This window comes from Mameliella sp. CS4 (assembly GCF_019392335.1).
Lineage (GTDB): Bacteria > Pseudomonadota > Alphaproteobacteria > Rhodobacterales > Rhodobacteraceae > Antarctobacter.
In genome coordinates this window covers 398,279-412,418 of record NZ_JAHXRQ010000002.1, presented here as the reverse complement: position 1 = coordinate 412,418, position 14,140 = coordinate 398,279, and the positions used below count along the sequence as shown (strand labels likewise).

The window sequence follows — 14,140 nt, the reverse complement described above, 5'->3', positions numbered from 1 at the left end:
ATGCGACAGGTCAAACTGCTGTTCGCGCGCCCTTGCCGCGCGCCGTCAGCTTTCCATCACTCTCAACTCGCCTTCAAGCCAAGGCAGCTGCGCCAGCGCGGGGGCGATGACCATGTCGCCCACCAGCATCCGCATGGTGCGCGCCACGTCGCGCGGCACCCGGTCCGCCCAGTCCGTTCCGGCAAACAGGGAAATGGTGCGCGAGAAGGGTTTGAAGGGCACGGGATGCGCTTCCATCTGGTCGTGGTAGCGCCCGGCACGCATGTATCCCAACGGCGTGGTGATCGCCCATCCCATGCCACGCGCCACCAGCGTCATCAGGGACAAGTGCGCCCCGATCTCGAATCTCTCGGCGAATTCCAGCTTCTGCCGGGCCAGATGGGCTTCGATCTGGCGCCCGATCAGCTGTGCGCGATCGTAGCGCAGGATCGGCAGCGCCTGCATCATCGCCTCGACCCCGCCCGCCGCCTCGACCGCTCCGCGGGCGCAAACAAGGATGTAAGGATCTCGAACCAAAGGATATTCCACGATTCCCTCCATCACCTCGCCGCTGCTTGCGGCGATGGCGAGATGCAGGCGGCGTGCCTTGATCTCTTCCGAGATTTCATGGCTGGGCGCGGTGATCAGCTTGAACCGGCAGCGCGTCATGCTCTCGGCCAGGATGGTGACAAGGCGCGGCGTCAGATCGTTGTCGAAATCGTCGATCACCCCAAGGCTCAGCGTGCTGAGGTGGGTGAGATCCATCACCGTCAGTTCGTTCTGTGCCAGTCGCAACTGTCGCAGCACGGCCTGCGTCCGCCCCAGGAAGGACCGGCCCGCCGGGGTCAGCCGCATCGGGCGGCGCCCGTGATCCACAAGGTCCACGCCCAGCGCGCCTTCGAGGTTGCGCATCTGCTGGCTGACCGCCGGCTGGCTGAGCCCCGTCACCTCGGCCGCCTTGGCGACCGAGCCACTTTCCGCCAGCGCCTCGAATACCTCGAGCCCGCGCAACGTCACGCCTTTCATCAACATCGCAGAATCTCCGAGGCCACAGTTTCCGTTTTTGTGAACCTGTCCGCTGACGTCAAGGAAAACGCATGTCCCGCCTGATCAAATCCGCCCCCGGCCTGCCCCCCGCCTCGATGGCGGAAATTTCCGACACCGTGCAAATCATGCTGGCCCGCCTGAAAAGCGGCGGCGAAGAGGTCGCGCGTGACTATGCCAGCCGCCTCGACAACTGGACCGATGAGATTGTCGTGCCGCAGGAGGCCTTGCAACAGGCCGCCCGCCAGGTGCCCGGTGCGCTGAAGCAGGCGCTGACCTATGCCCATGACAACATCCGCCGCTTTGCCGAGGCGCAGCGCGCCTCCGTCCAGGATTTCGAGATCGACCTGCACCCCGGCCTGACCGCCGGTCAGAAAAGCCTGCCTGTCGCGGCAGCCGGCTGCTACGTCCCCGGCGGACGTTACGCGCATATCGCCTCGGCGCTGATGACCATCGCGACCGCCCGCGCCGCCGGTGTGCCCCATGTGACGGCTTGTGCCCCGCCGCGGCGCGACGCCGAGGGCGCTGCGCTTGGGATCGACCCGGCGACGCTCTATGCCATGCAGCTTGCCGGGGCCGACACGATCCTGACCCTCGGCGGCGTGCAGGGGATCGCCGCGATGGCCTATGGTCTGTTCGGAACGCCCCCCGCTGACGTGCTGGCAGGCCCCGGAAACGCCTATGTCGCCGAGGCGAAGCGCCAGCTGTTCGGCCCGGTCGGCATCGACATGTTCGCCGGGCCGACCGACGTGCTGATCCTGGCCGATGCCACTGCGGACCCGGACCTGGTCGCGCTGGACCTCGCCGGGCAGGCCGAACATGGCCCCACCTCTCCCTGCTGGCTGGTGACGGATCATGAACCGCTGGCCACCCGCGTGGCAGAGATCATGCCGCAGACCTGCGCCCGCCTTGGCGGCGAAAATGCCCGCGCCGCCCGCGACGCCTGGGAGGCGATGGGCGAAATCATCCTCTGCTCCAACCGCGAGGAGATGGCCTCAGAGTCCGACCGCTATGCCCCCGAGCACCTGCATGTCCAATGCGCCGATCTGCCCTGGTGGCAGGCGCGCCTCTCCAGCTACGGCTCACTGTTCCTGGGGGCCGAGACCACCGTGGCCTTTGGCGACAAGGCCTCTGGCCCCAACCATGTCCTGCCCACCGGCGGCGCCGCCCGCTACACTGGCGGGCTTTCGGTCCACAAGTTCCTGAAAACCGTCACCTGGCAACGTGCCCAGGACGAGGCCCTGCCCGCCCTGGCCCATGCCACCTCTGTCATCTCGCGGGCCGAAGGCATGACCGGACACGCCTTGACGGCAGAGGCTCGCCTCGCAAACCTGTCCCCACGCGCCTGTGCCGCAAACGAAAGTTGAAAGATGAACCTCGCCAAATTCCCCCGTGTCCGCCTTGCCCATCTGCCCACGCCGCTGGAACCGCTTCCGCGTCTGACCGAATTCCTCGGCGGCCCGGAAATCTGGATAAAGCGCGACGATTGCACCGGCCTGTCGACTGGCGGCAACAAGACCCGCAAGCTGGAGTTCCTCATGGCCGAGGCGCTGGATCAGCGCGCCGATATCGTCCTGACCCAGGGTGCGACGCAGTCCAACCATGCCCGCCAGACGGCGGCGGCGGCGGCGAAACTGGGGATGGAATGCCATATCCTGCTGGAGGACCGCACCGGCTACAACCACGAGAATTACCGCTACAATGGCAACGTGTTGCTGGACGTGCTGCATGGCGCCTCGATCGAGCATCGCGGGCCAGACCTGGACATGAACGCCGAAATGGAGGCCGTGGCCGAGACCATGCGCGCGCATGGCAAGCGCGCCTACACGATCCCCGGCGGCGGGTCGAACGCGACGGGCGCCCTTGGCTATGTCAACTGTGCGCTGGAAATGCTGAACCAGTTTGTCGAAACCGGGCTGAACGTCGATCACATCGTCCACGCCACCGGCTCTGCCGGGACGCAGGCCGGGTTGATCACCGGGCTCCGGGCGATGAACGCCGGTATCCCGCTTTTGGGCATCGGCGTGCGTGCGCCCAAACCGAAACAAGAGGAAAACGTCTATAACCTCGCTGTGAAGACAGCCGAAAAACTGGGCTGTCCTGGCGTCGTGGCGCGCGAGGACGTGGTGGCCAACACGGATTACGTCGGCGACGGCTACGGCATCCCGGCAGACAGCACCCTGGAGGCCATCGATCTCTTTGCCCGGCACGAGGCCATCCTGCTGGACCCGGTCTATTCCGCCAAGGGTGCGGCGGGGCTGGTCGACCTCATCCGCAAGGGCCATTTCAGGAGCAATGAGCGCGTGGTCTTCCTGCACACCGGCGGCGCCATTGGCCTGACCGGCTATACCCATGCCTTCGACGTGAAATCCCGCGCATGAGGCCGGTCGGCATTCTGGGCGGGATGGGGCCGCAGGCCACCATCCTGCTGATGCAGAAACTGCTGGACGCGGTGCCGGCGCAGGATGACGCGGACCATGTGCCCGTGATCGTGCATCAGAACCCGGGCGTCCCCTCGCGCATCGCTGCGCTGGTCGAGGGCACGGGCCCCTCGCCCCTGCCCGTGCTGCAGGACATGGCCCGCGATCTGTCCGCCGCTGGGGCCACCGCGCTCGCCATGCCCTGCAATACCGCGCATCACTATGCCGCCGGTATCCGCGCGGCCACCGATCTGCCGTTTCTCGACATGCTGGCCGCCACCGCGCAGACGCTGGAAGGCAAGGGACGCATCGGCATTCTGGCCTCTCCGGCAACGCGGTTAACCGGCATTTTCGATGCCTACCTGGACGCCCCCTTCACCGCGCCGCCTGACGACGCGCCACTGCTGGAGATGATCCGCGCGATCAAGGCCGGCGCTTCGCCGGACCAGATTCTTCCAGAGCTGACCGAAGAGGCCCGGCGCCTGCAGGAGCGCACCGATCACATCCTGATCGCCTGCACCGAACTGTCACTGGCCGCCCCCCTGCTGCCACGGGACCTGGCCTGGACGGACAGCCTGGACTGCCTGGTCGGGCAAATCCTGGGACACGCCCAATCCGGATGACGGGCAGTCTACTGCCCGCGGCAAACCTGTTCGGCGCGGGCGGCGAAGGCCTTGTATTTTTTCCAGAATACCTCGTGCCGGGGATTGTCCGATTGGCGGATTTCCTGCGCACGATGTGGATCTGAAAAGAACCCGACCGCCAGCCGTTGGTCCGAAACCGAAAGCTCCCGGTCCGCGACCCCTTGCACACACCCGCACAGACGTCGCGTCGCCCCCTGCCGGCCCGCCGCGACGCAGGCATCGGCGATCGGCCCCGAACTGATGCGCATTTGCGGCGCTGCCCCGTAACTGCGTTTAGATGCTGTTCCGCCACCGCAGGCTGCCAGCCCAAGGCAGGCAGCCAGAATAACTGCTTGCTTCATCTCACCTGTCTCTCGTTGCCCGGACGCGGATTTTCCGTCTTCCCCGGCACTGCCCTCGGGCGCATCATGCGTCAAACAGGGATAAGCTTCAAGAATCAACGCGCAGCCGGGCAAAGGCTTTGCCGACCCAGGGCGCATAGGGCGCCCAGGCATCGGGCTCTGCCTTGTAGACCGCCTGCCGCACCTGCCCCGCCGAGGCGGTGTGCACACGGCGGCGATTGTCCTGCGGCGCAAGGCAGGCGGCATCCCACTCCAGCCCAAGGTCCGCGATCAGCGCCCGCGTCTCGGCCTCGGGGTCGGCGGTCAGCGCGGCATGGTCCAGCGGCCGCACCCTGCCGGGCCACTCGACCTCACACCGATCCGTCCAGTCGCGGTACAGCCCGTAATAGGCCACCACGTCCTCAAGGTCATAGCAATAACCCAGCGACTGCGCGGTGAAATACTGGCGCAGGTTCGACCAGCAGACCGAGGGCGCGTCCCGCACCACATGCACGATCCGCGCCTCCGGCAGGGCGGCGCAGATCAACCGCAGGAAGCAGAAGTTGTGCGGCATCTTGTCGGTCACGTACCGCGCCCCACCGCCCACCGCCGCCAGCCCCTGCAGGTAGCCCCTGCGCAGGTCCTGCAAAGCCTCCTCCGTGACCGGCGCGCCCGAAAGGAAATCCCGCGCCAGGTCCGCGAAGAGCGAGAGTTCGCCAGCGCCCGCAACCTGGGCATGGGATGAGACGATCTGCTCCGTGAGGGTCGTCCCGGATCGCGGCATGCCCAGGATGAAGATCGGCACGACCGGCGCGGGTGCGACATCCTCCAACGGCATTGCATCCAGTGTGCCCAACCGTTCGAACAGCGCCTGATCCTGCGAAATGTCGTATCCCATCAGCGCCTTGCGCAGGGCATTCCCCTGTTCCAGGTAGGGCCAGGCCCGCTCTGGCTGGCCCAGCTTGTCAAAGACATGGAACAGCCCGAAACAGATCCGCGCCCGGTCCATCGGCGATTGTGCCGGATCCTCATGCAAAGCCAGCATCTGCGCCAGTTGCGCATCCTCTTCCTGCCAATGCTTCAGCCCGGCCAGGTTGCGATGCGCCTCGGCAAACCCCGGCGCACTGTCGATCGCTCGCGTGTAACAGGCCTGCGCCTCATCAAAGCGGCCTTCCTCATAGGCGGAGACGCCCAGGATGTTGTGCGCGACGGCAACCTGCGGAGCCTGTGCGATCACCTCCCGGCACAGGCTGGCAGCCTCCGGCAGATCGCCCCTCTCCGCCAGTACCGCCGCCAGTTCCATCGTCGCGCCAGCATGGCCCGGCGACAACCGCAGCGCGGCGCGCGCCTCCGCCTCGGCCGCATCCACGCGGCCAACCGCGCGCAGAGCGACCGAATGATTGATCCGCGCCTCCGCCAGGTCCGGGCGCAGCTCTGCCGCGCGGGCCAAAGAGGTTTCCGCCTGGGCGTAGGCCCCCAGTTCCAGCAGGACACCCCCGTGGATCTGCCAGAGAACATAACTCTCGGGATAGATCGGCAGCAGGCGCGCCGCCTGTTCGGCCACAAGAAGCGTTTCGCCGTCCTTGTGCGCCTCGACCAGTTTTTCCAACAGCTCTTGCGAGGGCGCGGCCTCTGGCAGGCGCGCGATCAAGGCCCGCGCCCGCGCGTTGCCGGGATAGCGCAACAGTACGTCACGGCAAAGCGCACGTGCCCCTGCCGTGTCGCCCTTGCGTTCATGTGACCTGGCCCGCGCCAGGACCGCCTCGACCTTTGCCATCGCCTGCCCCTTTTTGCCTGGGGCACCCTAGGCCGGGCGAGGTAAACATCGGGTTTCCGGGATCAGCGCGTCCCGCCAAGGCCGCCGTCACTGGCAAAGCCGCCTGCGACGGTCTTGCCCGTCCCCGAAGCCCCGGCAAACCCGTCGATCTGGGCGCTTCGATCTGCGGTCTTGCGCGCGTCGGGCGCGGCCTCGGCCACATCGGTGAACAGGCCGGCAAGGACAAGGAGGGCGAAGGCAAGGGTACGGGTCATCAAACATCTCCAATCAACTGTGATGACCCTAGAGGCGCGAAACACACCAACACAGTCCGGAATTCCGCCAGAGGCTCCGTTGCGCGCCTGCATTCTGTTGCCGTTTCTCATCATCCGCGCGCCACTCGGGCCGGGCAGAGTTGCCCCCGGGGGGTGCATTTGCCAAGGAACCGCCGAAAACGAAGGACCTGCGACAATGCGGCGAAGGGCTTTACTGGCCTGCTTCCTGGGCACATTCGGACTGGCCGGCTGCGACGTCGATGGCGGCGGCCTCGACCGCGCGCGGCAGAGCTTCGGGGTTGCCAACCCCACGCCCGCCGCCTTCCATGTCTGCGGCAGCCACAATTGCCGGAAACGCGTTGCGGTGTCGCTGAGCCCCGCCGAATGGTCCAGCGTCAGAACCCCTCTGCGCAGCCGCCCGCGAAACGCCGGTGCCGAGCGCCGCGCCCTAGCCGAGACCCTGCGCCGACTGGAAGTCATGGTGGGGCGCAAGACCGGGTATGACAGCGACAGGGCCGGATCGACCCTGCAGATGGGCGTCAAGGCGCAGGACTGCGTCGACGAGATGGTGAACACCGCCGTCTATCTCAAGATGCTGGACGATGCCGGGGACCTGCGGTTCCACCGCCCCGGCCAACGCGTCACGATCGGCTTCATGACGCGCGAGTTCTGGACCCATACGGTGGCCTCGATCTTTCAGAAGGACACAGGTCAGGAATTCATTATCGACACTTGGGCCGTGGACTTCGGCGAGACGCCTTACGTGATGGACCGCGCCGCCTGGGCCGCGAACGAGCCGTTCCGACGGGATTTCTGAGCCGCCGCTGCCAAGGCTGTAGGGCGGGGTTCACCCCGCCGGCCGGCCAATTAAGGCGCTGACGGCGGTTGAGTATTTCCGAACAAGGAATCCCACGCCTCACGGTATTCCTGAAGATTCTCCAGCCTCTGTTTGGCTCCGACTTCGTCGCCCGAAACCACCCAAAGCGCCGTCACTAGTGATCCGAACAGGCCAGTTCCGGCGATAGTGACCTTGGCAATTTTGGCCCAAGACGACTTCTGCAAAGCCTCGCAATCCGCCTTCGCCTTGGCCAATTCCTTTTCAAGCTCTGCAACCTGCGCATTCAACCGGCCAATTTCCTCACGCAGAGCCTGCTCCGTCGCATCGGACCGCTCCAGCATGGTGAGTATCTCAGAAATCCGGTCCAATCGGTGAGGCAAGGCCTCCAGCGGCGCAAACATCTCTGGCGTTTCGTTCAAGCCGGTTTCCGCCCGGAACCGTTCAAACTCCTGCCGGATGGTAGACGAGAGGGACGACATGCCTGCCGAAACGATGATCTTGTTTTCAAAGAGGTGGGTAACTTGGCGCGGCTCGAATTCCGGCCTACGAGGCTCGACGCCTTGCTGCTCGGCTTTCCAAGCCTTTTCAATCTCCGCAATAGCCTCGGCCACGGCATCCGCACCGGCCTCCCAGGTCTCCTGCGGGATCAGCGCCACGCGGCGCTGCAACTCCCAGTCCAGCGGCGCGCCGCGCACCATACTGTCGTACCAGCGCCTGAAGAAATCAAAACGTGGGTCGCGGTCATAAATCGGGGAACCAAGATCCGACGGCAAAAGCGCTTCTGAATAAGCGGAGTCATACCAAAGCGGCTGCTGCAAGATCATGCCCACCGGCAGTCCCGCGTCCATGCCTGCAAGTTCGAACTCGTCCGAAAACGCCACTGCAGAGGCCGCAGCATGTGCGGCCTCCAAGGGATGCGCATAGCAATGTGATGCAAAACACGCGGCGTTGCCGGCATTGTCCGCAACCTCCGCCTCGTATGCGACATTCCTCGCCTTTACGGTCTTAGCACTGAACTTTTTGACCCGGCTCGACGCTTTGAAAGCTGCTTTTGCAGCTGTGGCTGCGAAGGCCTGCAATTCGTCACCAGGAAAAACCGTGGCGGTGCATGCAATTGCGCAGCACCGATGGCTGATCAAAGCAAGGCGTTCTTGCGCATTTCGCGCGGGTTCATCGCCTTTCCAAAACCGATCCGCAAAGATCCCGCGAAGCGCACGGAGCGCCGCACGCGCGGCTATTGCGACACAGACTTCGTGGCTCTGGGATTTCAGCCAGCGCTCCAATCCTTCGTGGTCCTCGAACTCCATGTCACCCGTGCCGTCCTGCCCGCCCCCACAGTACACAGCCTTACCCGCCTCTCAACCCCATCCCCACTTGACCAAACCCCTCATCCACAGCATATCGCAGGACATGAGCACACCCCTGTCCCGCATCCGCAACTTCTCCATCGTCGCCCACATCGACCACGGGAAATCCACCCTGGCCGACCGGCTGATCCAGCTTACCGGCACCGTCGCCGAACGCGACATGAAGGCCCAGATGCTGGACGCCATGGATATCGAGCGGGAACGCGGCATCACCATCAAGGCCAACACAGTCCGCATCGACTACCCGGCGCAGGACGGCCACACCTATATCCTGAACCTCATCGACACCCCCGGGCACGTCGACTTTGCCTATGAGGTCTCCCGCTCGATGCGCGCGGTCGAAGGCTCTCTGCTGGTGGTCGATGCAAGCCAAGGGGTCGAGGCGCAGACGCTGGCCAATGTCTATACCGCCATCGACGCCGACCATGAGATCATCCCGGTCCTGAACAAGGTCGATCTGCCCGCCGCCGAGCCCGAGCGTGTGGCCGAACAGATCGAGGATGTGATCGGCATCGACGCCAGCGACGCCTGCCTGATCTCGGCCAAGACCGGGCTGGGCATCCCCGACGTGCTCGAGGCCATCGTCAAGCGCCTGCCGCCGCCCCACGGTGGCGATCCCGATGCGCCGCTCAAGGCGATGCTGGTGGATTCGTGGTATGACCCCTACCTCGGTGTCGTCGTCCTGATCCGCATCATGGACGGCACCCTGAAAAAGGGCGACAACATCCGCATGATGCGCACCGGCGGCAAGTACGGCGTCGACAAGCTGGGCGTCTTCCGCCCCGCGATGCAGGACGTCAAGGAGTTGGGACCGGGCGAGATCGGCTTTTTCACCGGCTCCATCAAGCAGGTGCGCGACACCAAGGTCGGCGACACGATCACCCATGACAAGAAGCCCTGCGCCGAACCGCTGCCGGGCTTCAAACCCTCGATCCCCGTGGTCTTCTGCGGCCTCTTCCCGGTCGACAGTTCCGAGTTCGAGGACCTGCGCGACGCGATCGAGAAACTGGCCCTGAACGACGCCAGCTTCTCCTACGAGATGGAAACCTCCGCCGCGCTTGGCTTCGGCTTCCGCTGCGGCTTTCTCGGGCTGTTGCACCTCGAGGTCATCCGCGACCGGATCGAGCGTGAATATGACATCGAGCTGATCACCACCGCGCCTTCGGTCGTCTACCACGTCTTCATGCGCGACGGGGAACGGGTCGACCTGCACAACCCCGCCGACATGCCCGACCCCTCGAAGGTGGAACACATCGAGGAACCGCGCATCAAGGCGACGATCCTGGTGCCGGACGAGTTCCTGGGCGACGTGCTGAAGCTTTGCCAGGACCGGCGCGGGTTGCAGCAAGACCTGACCTATGTCGGCGGGCGGGCGATGGCGGTCTACGACCTGCCGCTGAACGAGGTGGTCTTTGACTTCTACGACCGGCTGAAGTCCGTGACCAAGGGCTATGCCAGCTTTGATTACGAGATCACGGACTACCGAGAGGACAACCTCGTCAAGATGCAGATCCTCGTGAACGATGAGCCGGTGGACGCGCTCTCGATGATGGTGCACCGTGACCGGGCAGAGATGCGCGGGCGCGCCATGTGCGCCAAGCTCAAGGACCTGATCCCGCGCCAGATGTTCAAGATCCCGATCCAGGCGGCCATCGGCGGCAAGGTCATCGCGCGCGAGACGCTGTCTGCCCTGCGCAAGGACGTGACGGCGAAATGCTACGGCGGGGACGCCACCCGGAAGAAGAAATTGCTTGAGAAGCAGAAGGCCGGCAAGAAGAAGATGCGCCAGTTCGGGAAGGTGGAGATCCCGCAGGAGGCGTTTATCTCAGCACTTAAGATGGACGAGTAATCGTCCATTTTTAGTGACGGTGGGCGAAAGCGGGTTCTGCGAAGCAGGTTCCGCGTGCCCACATGGTGGGGTGTTGCAAGCCGTGCCGGTTGACGAACAGATCAGGGCTCGTTTCCACCTCGGAACTCGTATTGAAGCATTGTACGATTACGAAACTGGTCGTTCGTCAATTTTGGAATAAAGCATCGACGCGAAAAACATTCGCCAATTCAGTTTTTACTGTACAACCTCTCCAATCGACTCTTTAGCATTAAAATCTCATATATAAACGCGACTGGCCCGCCAATAAAAACAATGATCAAAGAAACTTGATACATCCTATGATCCTGGAACTCAATATCAAAAACCACCTTATACAACAGATAGGCATGAACAAAACCAAACAAGATAGTATTGACCACCATTGAACCCAACTTGGCCTTCCTCAAGACGACCTTACAATCACCCCCAATATTTCCACTCAAGCGGCCGCTCCTCCAGTCATGCCTTCTAACCGTGAAAAACTAGGCCCTCTGCAGTCGAGAAGGCAAGCTGAAATACCCTGTATGTACGCTGTTTTCAACTGTCGGACTCAGGTATCCATAGCCGCCCACAATGACGTGACAGATCGCTAAAACAACTGGACTGAAGGGTATTGTGCCTGAGCCCGATTTTGAGCGGGCATCATGTTGGCGGACTGCCCGACTTCGGCCCCGCGGCGGTTGATCTCGCTAAATAAGGGACTCCCGCTTAGCGGGCTGAGTCTCAACGCACCTCTCCAGTGTGCCACACCGCCCGCCACTGCCAACTCCGTCCCCGGCCTGCCCCGGGACCTCTCGACCTATCCGAATCCCCCTTTGCCCCGGGCGCGCAAACCCCTAATGTCCCGGCCTCATGCGACTGCCCCTTCGACTCGCCCTGCTGACTCTTGCCCTGCCCGGCCCGCTGGCCGCGCAGGAACCGGGGGAGTGTATCGGGCATGATCTGAAAAGCCCCGACCAGCGCATCCCGTTGCTAGCGCCCACGCATACTTGGACGCTCTACAACCTTGGTCCCGGGCAGGTCGTGATCCATGCCAGCACGGGGCAAAGCCTGCCCGGCCCCGCGCCCAGCAGCGAGCCGCAGCCCACGGCGTTCCGGGGCGAGGTCGGCACCAGCTATACGCTATCGCTCGACGGGCCGGGGCTGACCATCGTCTATATCTGCCCTGGACCCTGACGGGGCAAAGCCCCCTGGAACGACCTCAGCCCCCTTCCAGCGACGAGATATAGGCCACCACGTCCGCCACCTGTTTCATGGTCAGAAAGGTCCACCACTGGGGCATCGAGCTGTGGAGGTCGGGAAAGATCACCCGCGCGCGGATCTGCTCCTCGGACCGGAAGATCGAGATCGAATCGAAGCTGGGCGGGTAGGTCTTCATGGCGCCGCCATCCTCGATGTCATGGCAGCGCACGCAGTGTTCCTCGGCAATCTCGCGGCCCAAGTCCACGTCCTGCGCCGCCACCGGCAGCGCCAGGCCCGTGGCGGCGATCATGGCCAACATCCGTCTCATGGCTCTTCCTCCCCTTGCCAATAGACCCCCACCCTGAGGGCAAGCGCCGCCGGGCGGTATGACACGGATCAATGCAGGGCCATTGACGCCCTAGGACGAGGCGCCGCGCGCCGCGTCGGGATGCTCTTTCAGAAAGTGGTGCAGCACGCCGTAGAGCTCCTTGGCGTGCGCCTTGTCCCCCCGGTGCAGCGCCTCGCGGATGTCCTCGCAAATCATCTGCTGCACCTTCGCGGCGCCGTGATGCTGGTGCATCGTGTATTCGGCAAGGCAGGAGGCGCTGACATCCGGCAGATGGTCATGCTCGGCCACCGCTTCGATCTCCTCGCGCGTGAGGCAGGTCATGTCCTCGATATCGTCCAGCGTGATCATATGCTCCTCCCTGATCGTCGCACATTCGCGACAGAATAGACCAGGGCCGCGCAGGCGACCTTGATCCGGATCAGGCAGGGAGGCCGAAACGCTCAGGTTCCGTTGACGCCAAGCGCCGGGTCGATCACTTCCGGATAGTCATAACCCATGCCCGGGTCATCCAGGAAGAAATCATAGGAGAACCCTTCCTCGTCGTATCGCTGGAACTCATCCTCCGGGTCGGGCATCTGGTTGCGCACCATCTCGTTCTCAAGTCGGCGCAGATAGGCGATCAGCCGTGGCAGCGGCGGGCGGTTGCGCTCGATATAGCGCTTGGCCTTGCGCATCGCGCCCTGCTTCTCCCAGACCGGGACCGCGTCGAGCGGATTGTAGAAAGCCCGCCCACGCGCCGCGCCCTGCCCCTGCGTCGAGACGACCGCGCCCGTCGGATCTGCCCAGCGTGGACCTCCCAACCAGACCGCGGCGAACATGATCTTGGCGCGGATCTCTGGCGTGCCGCCGACGATCAGACCGTCATAGAACATGACGTGCACGTCTTCCCAGTTCGCACGGTGATACATCGGTCCCCGCTCGTTGCCGACACCGCAATAGGCGTCATGCACAGCCGCGGCATTGATATACTCGGGCGAGGTCGGATCACCGACGATGCTGATGAAAATCTTGGGGATCGAGGCGCCATCGGTCAGAGTTCGCGGCGGGGCGTTCCAGGATTTGCCCTGCGCATCGACGAAATTCAGCGGGTCGGCGGTCGGGAAGAACTTGTAGGGGCGTCGCGGCAGTTCAACCGGCTCATCCAGAACCCGCAGCGGCGATTGGCTAAAGCTGCAGCCCCCCTGCGGCTGGGTCAGACAGGAAATCTCGGGCGCTTCGGCGCGGCTGCTCTGGGCAATGTAGGTCGTCGGGTCGCATCCCGCCAAGGCGAGGGCACAGGCCGACAGAAAGGCAAGTTTGCGCATGGTCTATCCATTGGGTCAAATTCGATGGCGCGAAACTACGAGAGTCGTCCATCCCAATCAAGCGGCGCCTGACCCAGATCAAGGATTACGCATTCGAATACGGATATATGTCGCGAAATCAAGCACGTCCGGAGGGCTCCATGCTTCGCCTCGCCAGCCTTCTATATTCCCTGATTTCGACGTCCCTGGCAGGGACCTTCATCATTGTCGCCCTGGTTGCGGGGCAGGTCACGCTTTACCCAATCGTCGCAGCCGCCATCGCCGGGTTCGTCGTCGCCGCGCCGGTGTCCTGGCTGGTGGCCCGTCAGCTTTACAACTGATCCAACAGCCCTTCGGCACAGCGCTCGATCAGGTCCAGCGTGCCCTCGAAGTCGCCTGTATAATAGGGGTCCGGCACCTCGTCTGTCCCGAGGGACGGGGCGTAGTCCGTCATCAGGCACAATTCTGCCCCGCCCGTCACCGGTGCTATGTCGCGCAGATCCTGAAGGTTCTGCCCGTCCATGGCGACGATCAGGTCGAAACGCGAGAAGTCGCGCGGCGTGACTTGGCGTGCACGCAGGGCCGACAGATCATAGCCGCGCAGACGCGCCGCCTGTTGCATCGCGGCATAGGGCGGCTCTCCGATATGCCAGCGCCCGGTTCCCGCACTGTCCAGCTCCAACGCCATACCCCGCGCCTCTGCCCGTGTCCGGACCACCGCTTCGGCGGAGGGCGACCGGCAGATGTTGCCGAGGCAGACAAAGAGGATACGATGGGACATGTCACGGTCCTAGCGAGCCGTGGGAAACAGGG

Annotated in this window: 15 protein-coding genes; 7 read left to right on the top strand and 8 right to left on the bottom strand. The window is 64.0% G+C overall.

Going from position 1 to position 14,140, the window contains the following annotated elements; genetic code table 11:
- Nucleotides 1–45: 45 nt before the first annotated feature.
- Nucleotides 46–1,011, bottom strand: coding sequence for a LysR family transcriptional regulator (locus KZZ07_RS05380; protein WP_219512728.1), 966 nt, complete (start codon nt 1,009–1,011; stop codon nt 46–48).
- A gap of 65 nt (nt 1,012–1,076) precedes the next feature.
- On the opposite strand from KZZ07_RS05380, the gene hisD reads away from it, so the two are divergent.
- Genes hisD through cuyB form a run of 3 tightly spaced genes read left to right on the top strand, consistent with a single transcriptional unit; the run spans nt 1,077 to nt 4,066 of the window.
- The gene (gene hisD, locus KZZ07_RS05375) at nt 1,077–2,390 is read left to right on the top strand and encodes a histidinol dehydrogenase (RefSeq protein WP_219512727.1); all 1,314 of its coding nucleotides are present in this window, start codon (nt 1,077–1,079) and stop codon (nt 2,388–2,390) included.
- Nucleotides 2,391–2,393: 3 nt separating this feature from the next.
- Entirely contained in the window at nt 2,394–3,404 is a 1,011-nt protein-coding gene (gene cuyA, locus KZZ07_RS05370) for a D-cysteate sulfo-lyase (RefSeq protein WP_219512726.1), read from the top strand.
- On the top strand, nt 3,401–4,066 hold the full coding sequence (gene cuyB, locus KZZ07_RS05365) for a cysteate racemase (RefSeq protein ID WP_219512725.1): 666 nt from the start codon (nt 3,401–3,403) through the stop codon (nt 4,064–4,066). The genes cuyA and cuyB overlap by 4 nt, the downstream gene beginning before the upstream one ends.
- Before the next feature lie 450 nt (nt 4,067–4,516).
- Here the strand turns inward: cuyB and KZZ07_RS05360 are convergent, their stop codons facing one another.
- Both KZZ07_RS05360 and KZZ07_RS05355 read right to left on the bottom strand, forming a co-directional pair.
- Entirely contained in the window at nt 4,517–6,184 is a 1,668-nt protein-coding gene (locus KZZ07_RS05360) for a tetratricopeptide repeat-containing sulfotransferase family protein (protein WP_219512724.1), read from the bottom strand.
- Between the two features lie 62 nt (nt 6,185–6,246).
- On the bottom strand, nt 6,247–6,438 hold the full coding sequence (locus KZZ07_RS05355; RefSeq protein ID WP_219512723.1) for a hypothetical protein: 192 nt from the start codon (nt 6,436–6,438) through the stop codon (nt 6,247–6,249).
- A 196-nt stretch (nt 6,439–6,634) separates the two neighbouring features.
- Between KZZ07_RS05355 and KZZ07_RS05350 the strand changes: the two genes are divergently transcribed.
- Entirely contained in the window at nt 6,635–7,255 is a 621-nt protein-coding gene (locus tag KZZ07_RS05350; RefSeq protein WP_219512721.1) for a hypothetical protein, read from the top strand.
- A 50-nt stretch (nt 7,256–7,305) separates the two neighbouring features.
- Here the strand turns inward: KZZ07_RS05350 and KZZ07_RS05345 are convergent, their stop codons facing one another.
- Complete coding sequence (locus tag KZZ07_RS05345; protein ID WP_219512719.1) at nt 7,306–8,583, bottom strand: hypothetical protein; 1,278 nt, start codon at nt 8,581–8,583, stop codon at nt 7,306–7,308.
- A gap of 103 nt (nt 8,584–8,686) precedes the next feature.
- Between KZZ07_RS05345 and lepA the strand changes: the two genes are divergently transcribed.
- Complete coding sequence (gene lepA / locus KZZ07_RS05340; protein WP_219512717.1) at nt 8,687–10,492, top strand: translation elongation factor 4; 1,806 nt, start codon at nt 8,687–8,689, stop codon at nt 10,490–10,492.
- An 873-nt stretch (nt 10,493–11,365) separates the two neighbouring features.
- Entirely contained in the window at nt 11,366–11,689 is a 324-nt protein-coding gene (locus KZZ07_RS05335) for a hypothetical protein (protein ID WP_219512715.1), read from the top strand.
- Between the two features lie 25 nt (nt 11,690–11,714).
- Here KZZ07_RS05335 and KZZ07_RS05330 read toward each other — a convergent pair whose 3' ends face one another.
- The 3 genes from KZZ07_RS05330 to KZZ07_RS05320 all read right to left on the bottom strand — a co-directional run bounded on the left by KZZ07_RS05330 (nt 11,715) and on the right by KZZ07_RS05320 (nt 13,348).
- Nucleotides 11,715–12,023 (bottom strand): c-type cytochrome, encoded by a 309-nt coding sequence (locus KZZ07_RS05330; RefSeq protein WP_219512714.1) that lies wholly within the window; start codon nt 12,021–12,023, stop codon nt 11,715–11,717.
- A 90-nt stretch (nt 12,024–12,113) separates the two neighbouring features.
- The gene (locus KZZ07_RS05325) at nt 12,114–12,392 is read right to left on the bottom strand and encodes a hypothetical protein (protein ID WP_219512712.1); all 279 of its coding nucleotides are present in this window, start codon (nt 12,390–12,392) and stop codon (nt 12,114–12,116) included.
- A gap of 92 nt (nt 12,393–12,484) precedes the next feature.
- A complete protein-coding gene (locus tag KZZ07_RS05320) occupies nt 12,485–13,348 on the bottom strand; it encodes a DUF1353 domain-containing protein (protein ID WP_219512710.1) in 864 nt (287 codons plus the stop codon).
- A gap of 140 nt (nt 13,349–13,488) precedes the next feature.
- On the opposite strand from KZZ07_RS05320, the gene KZZ07_RS05315 reads away from it, so the two are divergent.
- Entirely contained in the window at nt 13,489–13,668 is a 180-nt protein-coding gene (locus KZZ07_RS05315; protein ID WP_219512708.1) for a CTP synthetase, read from the top strand.
- Here KZZ07_RS05315 and KZZ07_RS05310 read toward each other — a convergent pair.
- Nucleotides 13,659–14,108 (bottom strand): low molecular weight protein-tyrosine-phosphatase, encoded by a 450-nt coding sequence (locus KZZ07_RS05310; RefSeq protein ID WP_219512707.1) that lies wholly within the window; start codon nt 14,106–14,108, stop codon nt 13,659–13,661. The genes KZZ07_RS05315 and KZZ07_RS05310 overlap by 10 nt on opposite strands.
- Nucleotides 14,109–14,140 lie beyond the last annotated feature (32 nt).

Coding starts and splice junctions, on each gene's coding strand:
- KZZ07_RS05380 (WP_219512728.1), bottom strand. CDS start 1,011: ATGTTGATGAAAGGCGTGACGTTGCGCGGGCTCGAGGTATTCGAGGCG.
- hisD (WP_219512727.1), top strand. CDS start 1,077: ATGTCCCGCCTGATCAAATCCGCCCCCGGCCTGCCCCCCGCCTCGATG.
- cuyA (WP_219512726.1), top strand. CDS start 2,394: ATGAACCTCGCCAAATTCCCCCGTGTCCGCCTTGCCCATCTGCCCACG.
- cuyB (WP_219512725.1), top strand. CDS start 3,401: ATGAGGCCGGTCGGCATTCTGGGCGGGATGGGGCCGCAGGCCACCATC.
- KZZ07_RS05360 (WP_219512724.1), bottom strand. CDS start 6,184: ATGGCAAAGGTCGAGGCGGTCCTGGCGCGGGCCAGGTCACATGAACGC.
- KZZ07_RS05355 (WP_219512723.1), bottom strand. CDS start 6,438: ATGACCCGTACCCTTGCCTTCGCCCTCCTTGTCCTTGCCGGCCTGTTC.
- KZZ07_RS05350 (WP_219512721.1), top strand. CDS start 6,635: ATGCGGCGAAGGGCTTTACTGGCCTGCTTCCTGGGCACATTCGGACTG.
- KZZ07_RS05345 (WP_219512719.1), bottom strand. CDS start 8,583: ATGGAGTTCGAGGACCACGAAGGATTGGAGCGCTGGCTGAAATCCCAG.
- lepA (WP_219512717.1), top strand. CDS start 8,687: ATGAGCACACCCCTGTCCCGCATCCGCAACTTCTCCATCGTCGCCCAC.
- KZZ07_RS05335 (WP_219512715.1), top strand. CDS start 11,366: ATGCGACTGCCCCTTCGACTCGCCCTGCTGACTCTTGCCCTGCCCGGC.
- KZZ07_RS05330 (WP_219512714.1), bottom strand. CDS start 12,023: ATGAGACGGATGTTGGCCATGATCGCCGCCACGGGCCTGGCGCTGCCG.
- KZZ07_RS05325 (WP_219512712.1), bottom strand. CDS start 12,392: ATGATCACGCTGGACGATATCGAGGACATGACCTGCCTCACGCGCGAG.
- KZZ07_RS05320 (WP_219512710.1), bottom strand. CDS start 13,348: ATGCGCAAACTTGCCTTTCTGTCGGCCTGTGCCCTCGCCTTGGCGGGA.
- KZZ07_RS05315 (WP_219512708.1), top strand. CDS start 13,489: ATGCTTCGCCTCGCCAGCCTTCTATATTCCCTGATTTCGACGTCCCTG.
- KZZ07_RS05310 (WP_219512707.1), bottom strand. CDS start 14,108: ATGTCCCATCGTATCCTCTTTGTCTGCCTCGGCAACATCTGCCGGTCG.